The sequence below is a fragment of the Mycobacterium sp. genome (genome assembly GCF_019247635.1).
In the GTDB taxonomy this organism is placed as follows: Bacteria; Actinomycetota; Actinomycetes; order Mycobacteriales; family Mycobacteriaceae; genus Mycobacterium.
In genome coordinates this window covers 1-18,091 of record NZ_JAFBAR010000061.1, presented here as the reverse complement: position 1 = coordinate 18,091, position 18,091 = coordinate 1, and the positions used below count along the sequence as shown (strand labels likewise).

Annotated in this window: 15 protein-coding genes; 9 read left to right on the top strand and 6 right to left on the bottom strand. The window is 68.2% G+C overall.

Annotated elements, in window-relative coordinates; all coding sequences use genetic code 11:
• The first annotated feature begins 57 nt into the window (after positions 1-57).
• The 3 genes from aspS to JO236_RS08655 all read left to right on the top strand — a co-directional run bounded on the left by aspS (position 58) and on the right by JO236_RS08655 (position 3,479).
• A complete protein-coding gene (aspS, locus tag JO236_RS08665) occupies positions 58-1,857 on the top strand; it encodes an aspartate--tRNA ligase (RefSeq protein WP_293327395.1) in 1,800 nt (599 codons plus the stop codon).
• Complete coding sequence (locus JO236_RS08660) at positions 1,854-2,285, top strand: nitroreductase family deazaflavin-dependent oxidoreductase (protein WP_293327392.1); 432 nt, start codon at positions 1,854-1,856, stop codon at positions 2,283-2,285. Before aspS ends, JO236_RS08660 begins: the two co-directional genes overlap by 4 nt.
• Before the next feature lie 129 nt (positions 2,286-2,414).
• Positions 2,415-3,479, top strand: a complete 1,065-nt coding sequence (locus JO236_RS08655) for an FUSC family protein (RefSeq protein ID WP_293327498.1) — start codon at positions 2,415-2,417, stop codon at positions 3,477-3,479.
• Here JO236_RS08655 and JO236_RS08650 read toward each other — a convergent pair whose 3' ends face one another.
• On the bottom strand, positions 3,480-3,869 hold the full coding sequence (locus tag JO236_RS08650; protein ID WP_293327389.1) for an MmcQ/YjbR family DNA-binding protein: 390 nt from the start codon (positions 3,867-3,869) through the stop codon (positions 3,480-3,482).
• Positions 3,870-3,943: 74 nt separating this feature from the next.
• Here JO236_RS08650 and JO236_RS08645 point away from each other — a divergent pair, with 74 nt between their 5' ends.
• Both JO236_RS08645 and JO236_RS08640 read left to right on the top strand, forming a co-directional pair.
• The gene (locus JO236_RS08645; protein ID WP_293327386.1) at positions 3,944-4,882 is read left to right on the top strand and encodes a transglutaminase family protein; all 939 of its coding nucleotides are present in this window, start codon (positions 3,944-3,946) and stop codon (positions 4,880-4,882) included.
• Positions 4,875-5,933 (top strand): zinc-binding metallopeptidase family protein, encoded by a 1,059-nt coding sequence (locus tag JO236_RS08640; protein ID WP_293327495.1) that lies wholly within the window; start codon positions 4,875-4,877, stop codon positions 5,931-5,933. Before JO236_RS08645 ends, JO236_RS08640 begins: the two co-directional genes overlap by 8 nt.
• 3 nt (positions 5,934-5,936) lie before the next feature.
• Here JO236_RS08640 and JO236_RS08635 read toward each other — a convergent pair whose 3' ends face one another.
• From JO236_RS08635 to JO236_RS08620, 4 genes are all read right to left on the bottom strand, one after another.
• On the bottom strand, positions 5,937-8,636 hold the full coding sequence (locus tag JO236_RS08635; RefSeq protein WP_293327383.1) for a circularly permuted type 2 ATP-grasp protein: 2,700 nt from the start codon (positions 8,634-8,636) through the stop codon (positions 5,937-5,939).
• Positions 8,636-11,998 carry a DUF2126 domain-containing protein gene (locus tag JO236_RS08630; protein ID WP_293327380.1) on the bottom strand — a complete coding sequence of 1,121 codons (3,363 nt, stop codon included), beginning with the start codon at positions 11,996-11,998 and terminating at the stop codon, positions 8,636-8,638. The genes JO236_RS08635 and JO236_RS08630 overlap by 1 nt, the downstream gene beginning before the upstream one ends.
• A 94-nt stretch (positions 11,999-12,092) precedes the next feature.
• Entirely contained in the window at positions 12,093-13,109 is a 1,017-nt protein-coding gene (locus tag JO236_RS08625) for a hypothetical protein (protein ID WP_293327377.1), read from the bottom strand.
• A 147-nt stretch (positions 13,110-13,256) separates the two neighbouring features.
• Complete coding sequence (locus JO236_RS08620) at positions 13,257-14,384, bottom strand: hypothetical protein (RefSeq protein WP_293327374.1); 1,128 nt, start codon at positions 14,382-14,384, stop codon at positions 13,257-13,259.
• A 140-nt stretch (positions 14,385-14,524) separates the two neighbouring features.
• Here JO236_RS08620 and JO236_RS08615 point away from each other — a divergent pair, with 140 nt between their 5' ends.
• Positions 14,525-15,889: a replication-associated recombination protein A gene (locus JO236_RS08615; RefSeq protein ID WP_293327371.1), complete on the top strand. Its 1,365-nt coding sequence runs from the start codon at positions 14,525-14,527 to the stop codon at positions 15,887-15,889.
• A 79-nt stretch (positions 15,890-15,968) separates the two neighbouring features.
• The gene (locus tag JO236_RS08610) at positions 15,969-16,304 is read left to right on the top strand and encodes a hypothetical protein (RefSeq protein ID WP_293327368.1); all 336 of its coding nucleotides are present in this window, start codon (positions 15,969-15,971) and stop codon (positions 16,302-16,304) included.
• 6 nt (positions 16,305-16,310) lie between these two features.
• Here the strand turns inward: JO236_RS08610 and JO236_RS08605 are convergent, their stop codons facing one another.
• Positions 16,311-16,931, bottom strand: a complete 621-nt coding sequence (locus JO236_RS08605; RefSeq protein WP_293327365.1) for an antibiotic biosynthesis monooxygenase — start codon at positions 16,929-16,931, stop codon at positions 16,311-16,313.
• A 160-nt stretch (positions 16,932-17,091) separates the two neighbouring features.
• Here JO236_RS08605 and JO236_RS08600 point away from each other — a divergent pair, with 160 nt between their 5' ends.
• Both JO236_RS08600 and JO236_RS08595 read left to right on the top strand, forming a co-directional pair.
• On the top strand, positions 17,092-17,481 hold the full coding sequence (locus tag JO236_RS08600) for a secondary thiamine-phosphate synthase enzyme YjbQ (RefSeq protein ID WP_293327492.1): 390 nt from the start codon (positions 17,092-17,094) through the stop codon (positions 17,479-17,481).
• A gap of 57 nt (positions 17,482-17,538) precedes the next feature.
• On the top strand, positions 17,539-18,091 hold a 553-nt coding region (locus JO236_RS08595), incomplete at its 3' end, for an alanine--tRNA ligase-related protein (protein WP_293327362.1).

Genomic DNA, 18,091 nt, shown 5'->3' with positions numbered 1-18,091 from the left:
GTGCGTCCTGTCGCCATCTAGACTGGGCACTCGTTTTCAGAGCGGGCCAAACCTCGGGTGAAGGGAGTATTTGTGCTGCGCAGCCACGCCGCCGGAGCGCTCAGGAGTAGCGACGCCGGGCAGCAGGTGACGTTGGCCGGTTGGGTGGCTCGTCGCCGCGATCACGGCGGCGTCATCTTCATCGACCTGCGCGACGCGTCCGGTATCGCGCAGGTGGTGTTCCGCGAATCGGACGTCCTGGCACAGGCACACCGGCTGCGCTCCGAGTTTTGCATCGCGGTAACCGGGATCGTCGAGATCCGTCCGGAAGGCAACGCCAACCCCGAGATCGCTACCGGCGACATCGAAGTCAACGCCACATCGCTGACGGTGCTGGGGGAGAGCGCGCCGCTGCCGTTCCAGCTCGACGAGCCGGCCGGCGAGGAGCTGCGGCTGAGGTATCGCTACCTGGATTTGCGCCGCGAGGGCCCGGCCGCGGCAATTCGGTTGCGCTCCAAGGTGAATGCGGCTGCCCGCGCAGTGCTGGCCCGGCACGACTTCGTGGAGATCGAGACGCCGACGATCACCCGTTCGACGCCGGAAGGGGCGCGCGACTTCCTGGTGCCCGCGCGGCTGAAGCCCGGCTCGTTCTATGCCCTGCCCCAGAGCCCGCAGCTGTTCAAGCAGCTGCTGATGGTGGCCGGGATGGAGCGCTACTACCAGATTGCCCGCTGCTACCGCGACGAAGACTTCCGTGCCGACCGGCAACCCGAATTCACCCAGCTCGACTTGGAAATGAGCTTCGTCGGCGCCGAGGACATCATCGCCATCTCCGAAGAGATCCTGACCGCGCTGTGGGCCCTGATCGGCTACCAGATACCCAACCCCATTCCGCGGATGACTTACGCCGACGCGATGCGCCGCTTCGGCTCCGATAAGCCCGACCTACGCTTCGGGCTAGAACTCGTCGAGTGCGCAGAGTTCTTCAAAGACACCACATTTCGTGTCTTCCAGGCCCCGTACGTGGGTGCGGTGGTGATGCCCGGCGGCGCCTCGCAGCCGCGCCGCACGCTGGACGGCTGGCAGGAGTGGGCCAAACAGCGCGGCCACCGCGGGCTGGCCTACGTGCTGGTCGGCGACGAGTCATCCGGGGGCGAGCTGGGCGGGCCGGTGGCCAAGAACCTCTCCGACGCCGAACGCGCCGGGCTGGCCGCACACGTGGGCGCCAAGCCGGGAGACTGCATCTTCTTTTCGGCGGGCCCGGCCAAGGCGTCTCGCGCGCTGCTGGGCGCGGCGCGTGGTGAGATCGCCCACCGGCTCGGCCTGATCGACCCGACGGAGTGGGCGTTCGTCTGGATCGTGGACCCGCCGCTGTTCGAGCCCGCCGCGGACGCCGTGGAAGCCGGTGACGTGGCGGTCGGCTCGGGCGCGTGGACCGCGGTGCACCACGCCTTCACTTCGCCCAAGCCAGAATTCGGAGAGATCCTGGACACCGATCCCGGCAGCGTGCTGGCCGACGCATACGACATCGTCTGCAACGGCAACGAAATCGGTGGCGGCTCGATCCGTATCCACCGCCGCGACATCCAGGAACGAGTGTTCACGGTGATGGGGCTGGATCAGGCCGAGGCCGCGGAGAAGTTCGGATTCCTGTTGGAGGCGTTCACGTTTGGTGCGCCGCCGCACGGTGGGATCGCGTTCGGCTGGGACCGGATCAACGCGCTGCTGTCCGGCGTGGAGTCGATCCGCGAGGTGATCGCGTTTCCCAAGACCGGCGGCGGCGTCGACCCGTTGACCGACGCGCCCGCACCGATCACCGCCCAGCAGCGCAAGGACTCCGGAATAGACGCCAAGCCCAAACAGGTTCACGAGGCATGACAGAAATTCCTGACACCGCAACGATCAACGCGTTCAACAAGGATATCGTCGAGGAGTTCCGGGCCAACGACGGCAACGTTACCGGGCAATTCGCCAACGCCAACCTGTTGCTGCTCACCACGACGGGTGCCAAATCCGGCAAGGAGCGTGTCTCGCCGCTGGCGTACTTCCGCGTTGACGGCAAGCTGATCATCATCGGGTCCTTTGCTGGCGCTCCCGTCAACCCCGCCTGGGTGCACAATCTGCGGGCGCACCCGCAGGCGCATATCGAGGTCGGCACCGACGCCTACGACGTGACCGCACGCGAGTTGCCAGCCGAGGAGCGCGACGAGCTGTTCGACAAAGTCACGGCGGCGGCGCCGGGCTTCGCCGAATACCAGGCCAAGACCAGCCGGGTCATTCCGCTGTTCGAACTCGAGCGCGCTTAGACCCGCCGGCCAGCCCGCGGAGGGCGGTACGGCGGTGTTCCTGGCGCGAACGGCCAGCCCGGGTCGTCCTAAACCTTGGTGGGCAGTTGCCGTTGGGCGCGGTCCGCGGTCGTACGGTAAGCAAGCGTGGTGAGTACTTCGCTGCCGACGCTGCTGACCCACGCGACCGACAACACCCTCGAGGGCTTGCAACGGGTGCGCGGGGTCTGGTTCCCGATTGTGCAGACGTCGGCTACCGCGGGCCTGGCCTGGTACGTCGCGCACGATGCGCTGGATCACCCCCAGCCGTTCTTCGCCCCGGTCGCGGCCGCCGTGTGCCTGTCGGCAAGCAACGTGCTACGCGCGCAGCGCGCCATCCAGATGATCATCGGGGTGGCTCTGGGGATCGCGATCGGGGCCGCCGTGCAACACATCATGGGTACCGGGGCTGTCCCGATCGCGGTTGCGGCGTTGTTCGCGTTGTGTGCGGCGGTGTTTCTCGGGCGGGGCTACATCGGGCAAGGTCTGATGTTCGTCAACCAGACCACGGTCTCGGCGGTGCTGGTGCTGGCCCTGTTTCGCAACGGCGTCAGCTTTGAACGGCTGGCCGATGCCCTCATCGGCGGCGGGCTGGCGATGTTCGTGGCCGTCGTGCTGTTCCCGGCCAACCCGCTCACGGTACTGGGCAACGCCCGCGCCGGAGTGCTGCACGCCCTGTACGGCGTCCTGTGCCGCACCGCGGATTTCGCGGCCGGCCGCAAAGCGGCGCCGCGTGACTGGCCGCTATCGGCCGTCGACCCGGTGCATGATCAGCTCGGCGCCCTCATCCAGGCTCGAACAACGGCCCGTCAGGTGGTGCTGGTGGCACCGCGGCGCTGGGGACTGCGCCGATCGGTGCACGGCGCCGACCATCAGGCGCTGCACGTGGCCTTGCTCGCCGGCAGCGTGCTGCAACTGGCCCGCGCCGTCGCACCCGACCTGCACGAACCGGACTGGCTTCCCCCACACGTGCCCGCGTTGCTCGCCGATCTCGCGACGGCCACGCGCCTCACCGACGCGGACCCCGCCGCGGCGGCCGCGCAGCTGGCCGCGGCGCGCCACCACGCGTTCGCGCTGCAAGCCGAGTCCCGCGAGCCAAACGAGGTGATGCTGGCAGGTGTCGCGCAGAGTTGCGTTGACGATCTGCAGCGCGTGATCGATTTGCGGCAAACGTGATCAGGATGACCCCGCCAGGAATTCCTGGACCAGCTTTCGCGGCGCCCGCGTCAGCCACGCCTCGGTGACCAGGTCCTCGAGGTCGCGAACGTCGATCTCGGCGAGCCTGACCAGCACCGCCGGGTAGCCGTCGAAATGCGGGGTGGTGAAATACACGTCCGGCTCGTCGGCGATCAGCGCGAACTTGACACCCTCGTCGGACACCCGGACACCGAGGATGTCGCCATCGGGTGGCTGCAGCCCCTGCGCGGAGAGCGCTTCGCGGTCGGATTTGCGCAGCGGCCGCTCCCACGCCAACAGCTTCTTGCCGACGCGCCAGTCGTGCGGTGACTGCTCTGCGGTGAGTGGCAACCCACCGAGGATGCGGGCGACGTCGTTCCACGCGGCCACGAAATGATTGTGCTCCGGCTATCGTGCGGTTGGTGCCGCATTCGCGCGGTCGATTTCTGGTCAGGAGGTGCGTCATGGCGTCCGGTCCCGTGGCCACCCGGCGCTACCGGGTCACGCACCGCACCGAGTACCGCTACTCCGACATCGTGACGAGTTCCTACGGCCGCGGCTTCCTCACGCCGCGCGACTCGCTGCGGCAGCGATGCATCGCGCACCGGCTGAGCATCGAACCGACCCCCACCGACAGCTCGACCAGCGTGGACGCCTACGGCAACATCAGCTCCTATTTCCACGTCACCGTGCCGCACCGCGCGCTGACCATCACCGGCGAGTCGATCGTCGACGTCGATCCGCCGCAGCCCGGGCTGTACACCAGCGGTCCCGCGGCGCAGCCATGGGAGGCCGCCAGGCCGGCCGGACGCACGGGGGCGCTCGCGACCGAGTTCACCTTGGACCTGGACCCGCCGGAGATCACCGACGAAGTGCGCGACTACGCGGCCCCCAGTTTCATGCCCGGACGCCCACTGGTCGAGGTGCTGCGTAACCTGACGTCGCGGATCTTCACCGACTTCACCTACCGGTCGGGGTCGACCACGATTTCCACTGGCGTTAAAGAGGTTCTGGCCGCCCGGGAAGGGGTATGTCAGGACTTTGCGAGGCTAGCGATCGCCTGCCTGCGCGCCAACGGTCTGGCGGCCAGCTACGTATCCGGATATCTGGCCACCGACCCGCCCCCCGGAAAGGATCGAATGATCGGGATCGACGCAACCCATGCCTGGGCCGCGGTGTGGACGCCGCAGGAACCCGGGCGGTTCGAGTGGCTGGGGCTGGATCCCACCAACGACCAGCTGATCGACGAGCGGTACATCATCGTCGGGCGGGGTCGCGACTACGCCGACGTGCCGCCGCTGCGCGGCATCATCTACACCAACTCGAAGAACAGCGTGATCGACGTCGCCGTTGACGTGGCGCCCTATGAGGACTCCGAAGAAGACGGGGTGCTGCATGCGTGACTTCCACTGCCCCAACTGTGGGCAGCGTCTGACGTTTGAGAACTCGGCGTGCCTGTCCTGCGGGAGCGCGCTGGGCTTTTCGCTCGGTGAGATGGCTCTGTTGGTGATTGCCAAGGACGAAGACGAGGGCGATCACGCCGGCGCCGTGGACGCCGCCGAATACCAGTTGTGCGCCAATCTGTATCTCGCCGAGTGCAACTGGCTGGTTGCCAAGGACAACCCCGGCGGACTGTGCACGTCGTGCGAGCTGACCATTGAACGGCCCAACGACAACGACACGGCCGGATTGGCGGAGTTCGCCCGGGCCGAGGCGGCCAAACGGCGCCTGATCGCCGAGCTCTACGAGCTGAAGCTGCCCATCATCGGGCGTGACCAGGATCCCGACTACGGGTTGGCCTTCCGACTGCTGTCCAGCGCGCAGGAGAAGGTATTCACCGGCCACGAAAACGGGGTAATCACACTGGATCTGGCCGAAGGCGACGACGTGCACCGCGAGCAGCTGCGGGTGGAGATGGAGGAGCCCTACCGCACCCTGCTCGGGCACTTCCGCCACGAGATCGGGCACTACTACTTCTACCGGCTGATCACCCCGTCGCAGGAGTACGTGACGCGGTTCAACGAACTATTCGGCGACCCCGACGCCGACTATCAGGCCGCGCTGGATCGGCACTACAAAGAAGGCGCACCCGAGGGCTGGCAGGAAGACTTCGTGTCGTCGTACGCGACGATGCACCCCGCCGAGGACTGGGCCGAGACGTTCGCCCACTACTTGCACATCCGCGACACCCTGGACACCGCGGCCTGGTCGGGCTTCGCGCCGGCTTCGGGCACATTCGACCGAACCCCGTTGGGCCCCAGTGCTTTTCCCACCATCATCGACATGTGGCTGCCGGTGTCGTGGTCGCTGAACATGGTGAACAGGTCGATGGGCCACGACGACCTCTACCCCTTTGTGCTGCCGGCTGCGGTGCTGGAGAAAATGCAGTTCGTCCACACGGTGGTCACCGAGGTGACCGCGGATGCGAAAGGGCCGGTGGACATCACCGGCTGACGGTCACGGCATCACCCGGCGTTCGTCGGGCCCCCACAGCGGTTGCATGCCACTCGGCAGTGCCAACTGGGTCGCGGTGATGACCTCGGCCAAATCGCGCAGTGCGGCATGGACCGCCTCGAGTAGCTCGACCAGCTCCGCGCGCTCGCCCCGGGCGGAGACCCCGTCCAGCTCCGCGGGATCCGAGCGGCGCAGGCGGGTGTTGATGTCGTCCACCATCCGTTCCGGGCGCGACGATCCCGACGAGCCGGGCAGGTCCCTGATGTTGGCCCGCAGGCGCTCCAGCTGGTACGCCAGCGACCGCGGATTGTCGGCGTCGAACAGCATCAGCTCGGTCACCGCGGCGACACTGAACTTGCCGACCGTGCGGCGTCGATAGATGACCGACGATTCGCATGCCACCAGGGTCGATTCGATGATCGTCTGCTCGGCAGGAGCGCTGCGGACCGTGGTCAACGTCTCCCGCAGCAGCGCGGTCAGCCACAGGCCGCGTTCGATGCGCTTGCCGATGTCCATCATGGTCCAGCCCACGTCGTGCACCATCGACTCGCTGGCCACCCCGGACAGCGTCAGCATCCCCGCCAGGGTTTGTGTCTGCGCCGACGAGAGCAACGCGTCGGCCTCGGTGAGCGACTGCGGCGGGTCGGACCGCTGCACCACCGCGCGCTCCACGTTGGCCAGCACCGTCCAGGTGTCGTTGGACAACTGGTCGCGCACCGCCCTGGCGGCCAGGGTCAGCCCGTCCACCGACTGCACCAGGGACCCCGGTCGGCCGGGGTCCACCGTCAGGGACCACAACGTCGACGGGGTGACGGCGATGATTTCGGCTTGGTCGTTGGTGGCCCCGGTGTCGGTGCCGGTGATCCGGCCCAACGCGGCCATCAGCACCGGCACGCATTCGCTTTCTTCGGTGTCCTGGTGGTGGCGGTAGACGTGGTAGCGGTCGCGGGCGACGATCAGCAACCGGGACATACTCTCCGCGCGTTCGCCGTAGCGGCCCATCCAGAACAGATCGGACAGCACACGCGGTGAGCTGACGCCCCACGTGCCCGCACCGGTCTTCGCCGGCGGCAACTCCTTGATCGGCTCCAAAAGGGGGAGGGTCACCGTCTCGGCTCGCGCGCGTTCCGTGGGACGCACCCAGATATCTTTGGCCGCAACGGTTTTCAACGCATAGGCGTCCGAACCCGATGCCAGCACGTGGCCCAGGCCGCCGATCATCGGGGCGTAGCCGCTGCGTTGGGCGACCGTGAACAACCGCATTCCCACGGCCGCCGATGTCAACACGCCGGCGTGGTCGGTGGGCGCAGAGGAGAATTGGGGCAACTCCTGACCGACCCAGTGCCACGGCATGGCCTCGATATGCGCCGCCAGCTCGCTTAGCTGCGCAGACGAAAGTGCCGGCCCGACAAAGCTTCTCCCACCGACGGTGGACTTGATCAGCAGCGACGAGAGATTGGCCAGCAGGTGCGAGCATTCGCTGGCGAAGCCGCCCCAGTACACCGGCGCCGTGCGCAACAGCGGGGCCTCGTCGAGCAGGCTTTCGGCCATCCTGGGTAAAAACCGCAGCAGCCCAGGGCTTTCCAGAATGCCGCTGCCCAGCGTGTTGACGATGGTCACCGTTCCGCGGTGCTGCGCCTCCACCAAACCCACGACCCCGAGCCTGGAATCGGCGCGCAAATCCAGCGGGTCGGTGTAGTGCGCGTCGACGCGGCGCAACACGACGTCGACGCGCTTCAACGTGCCCAGCGAGCGCATCCACAGCTTGCCGTCGCGCACCACCAGATCCGCGCTTTCCACCAGCGGAAAACCCAGCAGCGTGGCCAGATACGCCTGATCGAACGCCGTCTCGGAGTAGATGCCCGGACTGAGCACGACCACCACCGGGTCCTGGGCGACGTCGGGCGCCGCGTCGATCAGCGCCAGTCGCAGCGCCTGGGCGAACGGGGTCGTCGGCCGCGGTGCGATCCGCTCGTAGAGGTCGGGGATCGCGTGCGCCACAACGCGCCGGTCGGCCAACGCGTAACCGGCCCCGGACGGCGCCTGGGTCCAGTCGGCGTTGACCTGAAAGTTGTGGTCCGCCAGTCGGCTGACGTCACAGGCGTGCATGAAGAGCTGGTGGTGTCCTGGCACTTCGATGCCGTTGGCGACGCGCACGTAACCCGGGTGGGCGAACAGCAATTCCGGCGGCAGCAGGCCTTCGGTCAGCAATTTGCGCGGCCCGTACAAGTCGGCGAGCACGGCGTCGAGCAGCCGGGAGCGCTGTACCAGCCCGGCCTCCAGTGCGTCCCAGTCGGCGGCCGACACCACCAGCGGCAGGGTGTCCAGGATCCACGGACCCGGCTCGAGTCCGTGGGCGGCGGTCGCGCCGTAGCGGGGGACGTCAATGTCGGGGACGACCTCGGTGTAGGTGATGCCGTCGCTGTCGATCAGGCTGTGCACCACCGAGCGCAGTCGGTCCAGCCCGGCCCTGCCACGCTCGGCGACGGTGTCGGCGAGCTCGGTCCAGGCCGGTCGCACATTGCCGTTTTGGTCGACGAATTCGTCGTAGCCGATTCCGGGGGCCGCCGAGCGGTCGGAACGAACGTCGAACAATGTGTCCTGCGCGCGTGCGGCGCGGTAGCCCGTCAGGAGACGGTCGACGTCGTAGCGGCCTCCGGTGCTGGGAGAGACCGCCGACGAGCTATCCGTGCCCAGTGCCATTACTGCAGTACGGTACGCACGCGTCGCAGGTCAAGGATGCCCGGCGCGCCGATGTCGGTGGATATCCGGGCCTGCTTCTCCCGGATGTCGGACAGGTCGAGCTTGCCGGGGGTGAAGCCGGTCGCCTCGAAGCGGCGAGCCCGCCGCGACTCGGCTTCGACCGCGTTGACGGGCGGCTCGTCGTAGGAGCGTCCGCCGGGGTGCGCGACGTGGTACGTGCAACCGCCGCGCGACGTTCCGACCGTGAGGTCGATCAGCTCGAACTGCAGCGGGCCGTCGACCGTGATGCTCGGGTGCAGCGCGCTGGGTGGCTGCCAGGCCCGGAACCGCACCCCGCCCACGTGGATGTCGGGATTGTCGGTGGCAAGCAACGGCACCGGGTAACCGTTGCAGGTCACCAGGTAGCGGTGCCGGTCGGCGCCGATGATGCGGACCTGCAGGCGTTCCACCGACGAGTCGACGTAGCGGGCGGTGCCGGTGGCCGTGGACTCCTCGCCGAGGGTGTTCCACGGCTCGATCGCCCCGCGCAATTCGATCTCCACGCCGTCGAACACGGCGGTCCCGATGCGCGGGAACCGGAATTCGGTGAACGGGTCCAGCCAGCTGGTCTCGAACGCGATGCCCTGCGCGCGCAGGTCGGCCGCGACATCGGCGATGTCGTGAATCAGGAAGTGCGGCAACAGGTATCGCCCGTGCAGGTTGGCGCCGTGGCGTATCAGGGGGGCACGCAGCGGCTCATCCCAGAACCACGCCACCAGCGCGCGTACGAGCAGGGACTGCACCATCGCCATCCGCAGGTGTGGCGGCATCTCGAAGCCGCGCAGTTCGAGCAGACCGAGCCGGCCGCGGGGGCCGTCGGGGTTGTAGAGCTTGTCGATGCAGAACTCGGCGCGGTGGGTGTTGCCCGTGATGTCGGTGAGCAGGTGGCGCAGCGCACGGTCGGTCACCCACGGTTTGGCCCGGTTTTCCCCGGGGCCGCCCGCCGACAGCCGGGCGATCTCGGCAAACGCGATCTCGAGCTCGTAGAGCGCCTCCGCGCGGCCTTCGTCGACCCGTGGGGCCTGTGACGTTGTGCCCACGAACCGCCCGGCGAACAAATAGGACAGCGACGGGTGTCGCTGCCAGTACGTCAGCAGCGAGACCAGCAGATCGGGACGGCGCAGCAGCGGCGAGTCGGCGGGGGTGATGCCGCCGAGGGTGATGTGGTTGCCGCCGCCGGTGCCGCCGTGCGTGCCGTCGACATCGAACGACTCCGTCGACAACCGGGCCAACCGGGCGCACTCGTACAGGGTTTCCAGTTGTTGTCGTTGCTCGTCGAAACTGGCGGTGGGCGCGACGTTGACCTCGATGACGCCGGGGTCGGGGGTGATCGTCGTCGACTGCAGCCGCGGGTCCGGCGGTGGGCCGTAGCCCTCGACCACGACCGGACAGCCCAGCTTGGCCGCGGCGGCCTCGACCCGCGCGACGAGGTCGACGAAGTGTTCGAGTGCGTCCGTGGGTGGCAGGAAGATGTACAGCAGCCCGTCACGAACCTCGGCCAGCAGTGCGGTCGTCGGCGCGCGCTCGGGGTCCTCCACGACCGCCGCCGGCGCACCCGACCCGGCGGCCGACGGCGACGGCAGGGCATACACCACGGTCACCGGATCCACTTCGAACGATGCCCGCGGCGGCCGCCAGCTGATCGAGTCCAGCGGTAGCCGCAGGCCCGCCGGCGAATCCCCCTCGAGCAACACGATGCGCCCGCGGCGCAACCGCCAGTTCGCGCTGGCCCAGCCAAGGTCGTCAGCGCGCCGGTGCAGGGGCAGCAGGAACGCCGCGGGGGTTGCGACGGCCGCCTCGAGGCGGGCCAACAGCGCCGAGCGGTCCGCGTCGGAGTCGCCGGCCAGGTCGTCGCCGGAGGCGACCGGATCCCCTTCAGGCATCCGCACCGCGGCGGCCAGCCTGGACAGCGGGTCCTCATAGGCGGGTCGCACCTGTGACAGCGGCAGGCCCAGGCCCTCGGCGAGCGCGGCCACCACCTGGTAAGCGGCATCGTCGTCAACGGGGTCGCGCGGCTCGCTTGTGTCGGGAGTCCACGGGTCGGCCAGCAGCGCATCGTTGGTCCACAGCGGGTGCCCGTCGGTGCGCCAGTACAGCGCAATCTGCCAGCGCGGCAACGGTTCTCCGGGATACCACCTGCCCTGTCCGCGTTGGACCAGCCCCTGTGGGGCCCACACGGACTTGAGGCGGGCGGCCAGATCCGATGCCAGGCGGCGCTTGTGCGGGCCGTCGGCCGCCGTCGTCCACTCCTCGTCGACCTGGTTGTCCACCGAGACGAAGGTGGGCTCGCCGCCAACGGTCAGCCGGACGTCGCCGGCGGTCAGGCGCTCGTCGACCGACTGGGCGACAGCACAGATGGTTTTCCAGGCCTGGTCGGTGTAGGGCAGCGTGACCCGCGGGTCCTCGTGGACGCGGGTCACGGTGTTGGAGAACTCCAGCACCGATTCGCAGGGCTCGGTGCCCCCGCTGATGGGCGCCGCGCTTGCGGGATGCGGCGTGGCGGCCAGCGGGATGTGCCCCTCGCCGGCGAACAGCCCCGACGTCGGATCCAGCCCGATCCAGCCCGCGCCGGGGATGTACACCTCGGTCCAGGCGTGCAGGTCGGTGAAGTCGGCGGTGGGGCCGGACGGCCCGTCGAGGGCTTCGATGTCGGAGGCCAGCTGGACCAGGTATCCGGACACGAAGCGGGCCGCGAGTCCCAACTGGCGCAGAATCGACACCAGCAGCCACGCGGAGTCGCGGCACGACCCGACGCCCGTGCGCAGCGTGTGATCCGGCGTCTGCACCCCGGGCTCCATGCGCAGGCTGTAGGCGACGTCGGCGTTGATCGCGTGGTTGAGCGCGACCAGGAAATCGATGGTGCGGATGGCGTCCGGGACCGTGAATTTGCGTACCCACGCCCGCACGAGCTCGCCGGGCCCAGACCCTTCGCCTTCCTCGTCGACCGGCCGCAGGTACGGCTTGAGGTCTTCGGCCAACTCCTTGGGGTAGGTCCATCCGGAGCCTTGATTCGAGGCCCACATCTCGGCCCAGTCCTCGATGAAGAAGTCGAACGGATTGATCACCTTGAGGTCGGCGATGAGCCCGACGGTGATGCTGAGGCGGCTCATCGGATCCGGGAAGACCAGCCGGGCCTGGAAATTGCCCAGCGCGTCCTGCTGCCAGTTGATGAAGTGGTCGGCCGGCTCGATCCGCAGCGAATAGGCCTCGATTGGCGTGCGTGAGTGGGGTGCCGGGCGCAGCCGCACGAGGTGCGGAAAAACCCGGACCGGCCGGTCAAAGGTGTAGCTGGTGCGGTGCTCCAGCGCAACTTTGATGCTCATAATCGCGTATCACATCACAAGGGCGGCGAGGGCGCAGGGCAGCGCAATCGCGCTGCTTCTTGCCGGGTGCGCGCGGCGTCGATGTTGCCGACCGTCAGCCCCAGGCCGGCGGCCCCGGCGGCATGCCCGGCGGCGGCCCGGGCGGCGTGCCCGGCGGCGGTCCGGGCGGCATGCCCGGCGGCGGCCCCGCTTGATAATTCGGCTGCCGCGGCGGGACGACCTGGCCGCCGGACAGCTTGCGGTAGGTGTAGGTCCAGATGAGCGTATTCAGGGGCACCGCGACGATCAGACCGACGCAGCACGCCAGGAAACCCAGGATTGTCGTCCCGATTGTCGCCAGTAGCGCCAGCAGAACTTGGCCGACGTTCGCCCTGACCGTCGCGATGCTGGCCTTCATCGCGTCCACGGGCCCCAGCGATCTGTCGACCACGAAGAAGAAGGTCAGCGCGGCGAGGAAAGCGAAGATAACCCCGGGGATGATGAGCAGGATGAAGCCGACGGTGGTGATTAGGCCCACCAGCAGCCCCGCGAGGATCGCCGGGCCGAAGTTGCGTGGTCTGAAGAACGAACCGATGGTGACCGGTCTGCCATCGGCGATGTCGAGGCACCCGGTGATCAACGCGGTCCAGGTGAAGAACTCCACTGCGAGAGTCACCAGGTAGACGATGAGCAGGATGACCGCCGAGACGATGGCCCAGCCCGGTGAGGTAGAGACGTGGCCGGAGTCGGTCGTGGTGGTGCCGGCCGACTCGAGCACGCCGTCCAGCAGCCGGTACACGAGATTGAGGCCACCCAGTATCGCGCGGTAAATCACATACGCGACGATGAGCGCCACCGCGTTCTCGCCGAACTTGCTCCAGGCCCATTTGAACGCGTCGCCCACGTTAAACTGCTCGCCCGGCTGCGGCGGGTAGCCGGCGGGAGGCGCGCCGTATCCGGGCGGCCCGCCATACCCTGGTGCGCCCTCGTAGCCGGGCGGCCCGCCGTACCCTGGTGCGCCCCCGTACCCGGGCGTGCCGCCGTACCCGGGAGGCTGGGGCGGGGCGCCGTAACCGTAACTGGGAGGGTTCTGCTCACCCGGATAACCCGGAGGGCCGGGGGGCTGGCTCATCGTCGTCCTCATTCCGGTCGGCATTCGCGCGGAACCGAGCATCCGGAATTTAGCATCCACGGCCCGCCAGCGCCCGCTTTAAATGCGCAGGCCGTCGGAACTATCGCCGTTGATCGCGCGTTGCGCGCGAGATCGATTCCGGTCGAGCTAGGCCGGCTGTTGGCCCGGTGGTGGCGCCGGCGGGAGGCCAGCCGGGGGCCCCGGCTGGGATGCGGCCTGTTCCAGCGGAACGACCTGGCCGCCCGAAAGCTTGCGATAGGTGTAGACCTGGATCAGCAAGGCCACCGGCACCGCGGCGAACAGGCCGACGAAGCAAGCGATTTCGCCGACGGCGATCACCGCGTACTGCACCAGCAGGGACAGCAGCACGGGGACGAAGTTGTTCTTCACCAGCTCGTAGCTGGCCTTGACGGCGTTGACGGGCGACAGCGATCTGTCGACCACAAATGCGACGGCGAAGTGCGTGAGGAAGCCGATGATCAGACCGCCGATGATGCACAGCGACCCGAGACCGGTCGCGACGATGAGCAGCAGCGAGGTGACCAACACCGGACCCAGGTTGCGCGCCCTAAAGAACGTGCCGATGCTCACCGGCTTTCCGTCAGCGATGTCGAGGACGCCGGAAATCATTGCGGCCTGCATGTAGGCCCCGACCAGGAAGCACACGAGGTAGGCAGCGATCACAGCGATGATCCCCAAGGCGCCCGTGTGGGTGGTGTGCACGGCATAGCCGTAGTCATCGGTGGAGTTCGTGGTGGTGGTGTTCGCGAACAAGATGCCGTACCCGATGCCTACGATTGCGCCGATCAGCAAGATGTATGCGACGACCGGCACGACGAGCGTTGCGACGTTGCCGGTGAACTTTTTCCACGCCCAGTTGAACGCGTCACCGACGCTGAACGGCGGCGTCGCCGGGCCGTAACCGGGTGGTGTCGCATAGCCGGGCGGGGGCGCGCCATAGCCAGGCGGGGGAGGTGCTCCGTATCCCGATGGTGCCGGTGATGTTCCGTGTTCCGACGGGCCGGGCGGCGGGGGCGGTGTGCCGTATTCCGGCGGCGAGCCCCCGGGGGGTGGACCGTACCCACCCGGCGGTTGTGGCTGCTGACCATAACCAGGCGGCGGCGGGGGCGGCGCTCCGTACCCGGGCGGCCCGGGAGGCGTGCCGTAGCCCGGGGGCGGCGTGCCGTAATCGGGTGATGGTGGGTAGCCCTCTGGTTTCGCATGGGAACCGTGGGACTCGCCCGGGGTGCCTGGATAGTCTGGGGGCTGGCTCATTGCCGTCCTCACTCGCTCGGTCAGTACACGCGCGGAACTTAGCAAACCGCAACTTAGCAAATGCGCCGCGGGAGCGCGCGCATTGGTGCCGCGGTGATTGTTGGGTCGCCGGGGTGGGCGACATGTCCGGGCTGCGTGGTATGCCTGAAACCGTGTCCGACGGCCTGTTTGACCTGCCCGGCGCCGCGCAGGCGAGCGACTCGGCCCTCGGGCCGGTTGTGTCGGCCGGAGCGCCACTGGCGGTGCGGATGCGTCCGGCCTCGCTCGAAGAGGTGGTGGGGCAGGACCACTTGCTGGCACCGGGATCGCCGCTGCGCCGCCTCGTCGAGGGGTCGGGCGTGGCGTCGGCAATCCTCTACGGCCCGCCGGGAAGCGGCAAGACCACGCTCGCGGCGCTGATCTCCCAGGCGACCGGCCGCCGCTTCGAGGCGCTGTCGGCGTTGTCGGCGGGTGTCAAGGACGTTCGGGCGGTTATCGAAATAGCGCGCAAAGGCGTCCTCGCCGGCGAGCAGACGGTGCTGTTCATCGACGAGGTGCACCGGTTCTCCAAGACGCAACAGGACGCGCTGCTGTCCGCGGTGGAGAACCGGGTGGTGCTGTTGGTGGCCGCGACCACGGAGAATCCGTCGTTCTCGGTGGTCGCCCCGCTGCTGTCCCGCTCGCTGATCCTGCAGTTGCGGCCGCTGACCCCCGACGACATCCGCACAGTGGTGCGGCGCGCGATCGAGGATCCCCGCGGCCTGGATGGGCGGGTCGTGGTGACGCCCGACGCCGTCGACCTGCTGGTGCAATTGGCCGCCGGCGACGCCCGTCGCGCCCTTACCGCGCTGGAGGTGGCTTCCGAAACGGCAGGGGCAGCGGACGAGCAGGTCACCGTCGAGACCATCGAGCAGTCGTTGGACAAGGCCGCGGTGCGCTACGACCGCGACGGCGACCAGCACTACGACGTCATCAGCGCCTTCATCAAATCGGTGCGCGGCTCGGACGTCGACGCCGCGCTGCACTACCTGGCGCGGATGCTGGTCGCCGGAGAGGATCCCCGGTTCGTCGCGCGTCGGCTGATGATCCTGGCGAGTGAAGACATCGGGATGGCCGATCCGACCGCGTTGCAAACGGCCGTCGCCGCGGCGCAGACCGTGGCGCTGATCGGGATGCCCGAAGCCCAGCTGACGCTGGCGCACGCCACCATCCACCTGGCCACCGCGCCGAAGTCGAACGCCGTCACCACCGCCCTGGGCGCGGCGATGGCCGACGTCAGGGCGGGCAAGGCCGGGCTGGTGCCGTCCCATCTGCGCGACGGGCACTACTCCGGTGCGGCGGCGCTGGGCAACGCGCAGGGCTACAAATACGCGCACGATGACCCGGATGGCGTTGTGGCCCAACAATATCCGCCGGACGAGCTGGTCGGCGTGGACTACTATCAGCCCACCGAGCACGGTGCGGAGCGGCACATCGCCGGCCGGCTGGATCGGCTGCGGGCGATCATCCGCGGGCGGCGCGGATGACGGCAAGCCCACCCGCGGGCTCGCTGGGGTTTCGCCACGGCGTTACGTTCGGCGCACCAGCCGAGAAGGGCGGCCACCCGTGAAGACGTTCACCGACGAAGAGATGGGCCAACTGCTGCCCGCTGCCAAGGCCTACAGCGTCGTCATCCTCACGCGGGGGCCTAAATTCGCGGACCAAGAGGCGGCCGCGATCGTCTGGGAACACGGTCGCCGGAACTTCGGGCTGCGCGACGACGGTGTGCTGGCGGTGGTCCTGCCGGTCACCGATGGGTCCGACGTGTGCGGCATCGGGGTGTTCGCAGCGACCGTCGAGGACACCACCGAGATCATGAACGACGATCCCGGGGTGGCGGCCGGGGTCTTCACCTACGAGGTGCACCCCTGCCGCGGGTTCCCCGGGGACGCGCTGCCCTGAGCGGGCTCAGATCAGTTCGGGCACCCGAAGGTGGGCGATTGCCAGCTCGAATTCGCCGACGTCGTCCTGGTCGATGCTGAGGTCACGCAGCATGGCCGTGCGCAACGAGCGGGCCGGGAGTTCGCTGCGTTCCATCGCGTCCCGGCTGTCGTAGGTCACCGAGGCCACCGCCCGGGCAGACGCCCGGTCGACCAGCAGGCTGGCGCTGCAGAAGCCGTCAAACTCCTCGACGGCCGGCAGCACGGCCAGCCGGTAGAACTCGATGGCCGGGGCGAACTGCTCGGGCCGCGCCTTGAGCCAGGTGGCCCGCACGCAGGCACCCGGTGCGGAGTGGTGATCGCGGTGCAACACCGCGATGTCCCACTCGTCGACCACCGCGCTGCCCCCGAAGACCGAGGCCGCGCGGTAACGCACCGACCGCACCCGCTCGGCGCTCGCCCGCATCGCCTCCTCGCTCTCCCAGGAGCTGGTCGCGATGCACCTGCAGGACTCGCGGTCGACCAACAACGACATCCCCAGACAGCCCTCGACCTCGCGCAGGGCGGGCATGACGACGTCGCGAACATGCGCGATCCCCATGTCGACGGACGACCGTTGTGCCGAGATGGTGGTAGAGCGTGCGTACACAGCCGACCCCTCTTATATCGGGGCGGCGCCGCGGGCTGGATTGGGGCGCCGCCGATCCCAACAGATACTTTCCTCCGGCCGACTACCTGTGGCAATGGTCACATCGCCGGTTGGCAGGTGATCGAACTGCCGCCGTAGGCTTGACCGGGTGCAAACCGATGTGCTGGATGTGGATACCGCCAGTCGCCGCATTGTGGATCTCACCGACGCGATTCGCAGGTTCTGCTTCTCCTACGGGGACGGTCTGCTCAACGTGTTCGTCCCGCACGCGACGGCCGGCGTCGCGATCATCGAGACCGGCGCCGGGTCCGACGACGATCTGGTCGACACGCTCGAGCGGCTGTTGCCGCGTGATGACCGCTACCGGCACGCGCACGGCTCGCACGGCCATGGCGCGGACCACGTGTTGCCGGCGATCGTCTCGCCGTCGGTGACGGTGCCGGTCTGCCGTGGTGAGCCGGCGCTGGGTACCTGGCAGAGCATCGTTCTGGTCGACCTCAACCGGGACAATCCGCGTCGGTCGGTCCGCTTGAGCTTTGTGGAAGGCTAGGCAGGCTGAACCCGGGCGCACCCCGGAAGTACAAGAAGGCTAAGGAAGCGAAAGAGAGTGCAGACACACGAGATCAGGAAGCGGTTCCTTGATCATTTCGTGAAGGCGGGCCACACCGAGGTGCCCAGTGCCTCGGTGATCCTCGACGACCCAAACCTGCTGTTCGTCAACGCCGGCATGGTCCAGTTCGTGCCGTTCTTCCTGGGTCAGCGCAGGCCGCCATACGCGACGGCCACCAGCATCCAGAAGTGCATCCGCACACCCGATATCGACGAGGTGGGCATCACCACCCGGCACAACACCTTCTTCCAGATGGCCGGCAACTTCTCGTTCGGCGACTACTTCAAGCGCGAGGCCATCGAATTGGCCTGGGGTCTGCTGACCAACAGCCTCGCCGACGGCGGCTATGGGCTCGACCCCGAAAAGCTTTGGACGACAGTCTATTTGGACGACGACGAGGCCGTAGCGCTGTGGCAGGAGATCGCCGGCCTGCCGGTCGAGCGGATCCAGCGGCGCGGCATGGCCGACAACTACTGGTCGATGGGCATCCCCGGTCCGTGCGGCCCGTCGTCGGAGATCTACTACGACCGGGGCCCGGAGTTCGGTATCG

Excerpts from the sequence above, each read along its gene's own strand:
- JO236_RS08640 (WP_293327495.1), top strand. The coding sequence starts at position 4,875 with ATGCGTGACTTCCACTGCCCCAACTGTGGGCAGCGTCTGACGTTTGAG.
- JO236_RS08635 (WP_293327383.1), bottom strand. The coding sequence starts at position 8,636 with ATGGCACTGGGCACGGATAGCTCGTCGGCGGTCTCTCCCAGCACCGGA.
- JO236_RS08630 (WP_293327380.1), bottom strand. The coding sequence starts at position 11,998 with ATGAGCATCAAAGTTGCGCTGGAGCACCGCACCAGCTACACCTTTGAC.
- JO236_RS08660 (WP_293327392.1), top strand. The coding sequence starts at position 1,854 with ATGACAGAAATTCCTGACACCGCAACGATCAACGCGTTCAACAAGGAT.
- JO236_RS08645 (WP_293327386.1), top strand. The coding sequence starts at position 3,944 with ATGGCGTCCGGTCCCGTGGCCACCCGGCGCTACCGGGTCACGCACCGC.
- JO236_RS08620 (WP_293327374.1), bottom strand. The coding sequence starts at position 14,384 with ATGAGCCAGCCCCCAGACTATCCAGGCACCCCGGGCGAGTCCCACGGT.
- JO236_RS08615 (WP_293327371.1), top strand. The coding sequence starts at position 14,525 with ATGCCTGAAACCGTGTCCGACGGCCTGTTTGACCTGCCCGGCGCCGCG.
- JO236_RS08625 (WP_293327377.1), bottom strand. The coding sequence starts at position 13,109 with ATGAGCCAGCCCCCCGGCCCTCCGGGTTATCCGGGTGAGCAGAACCCT.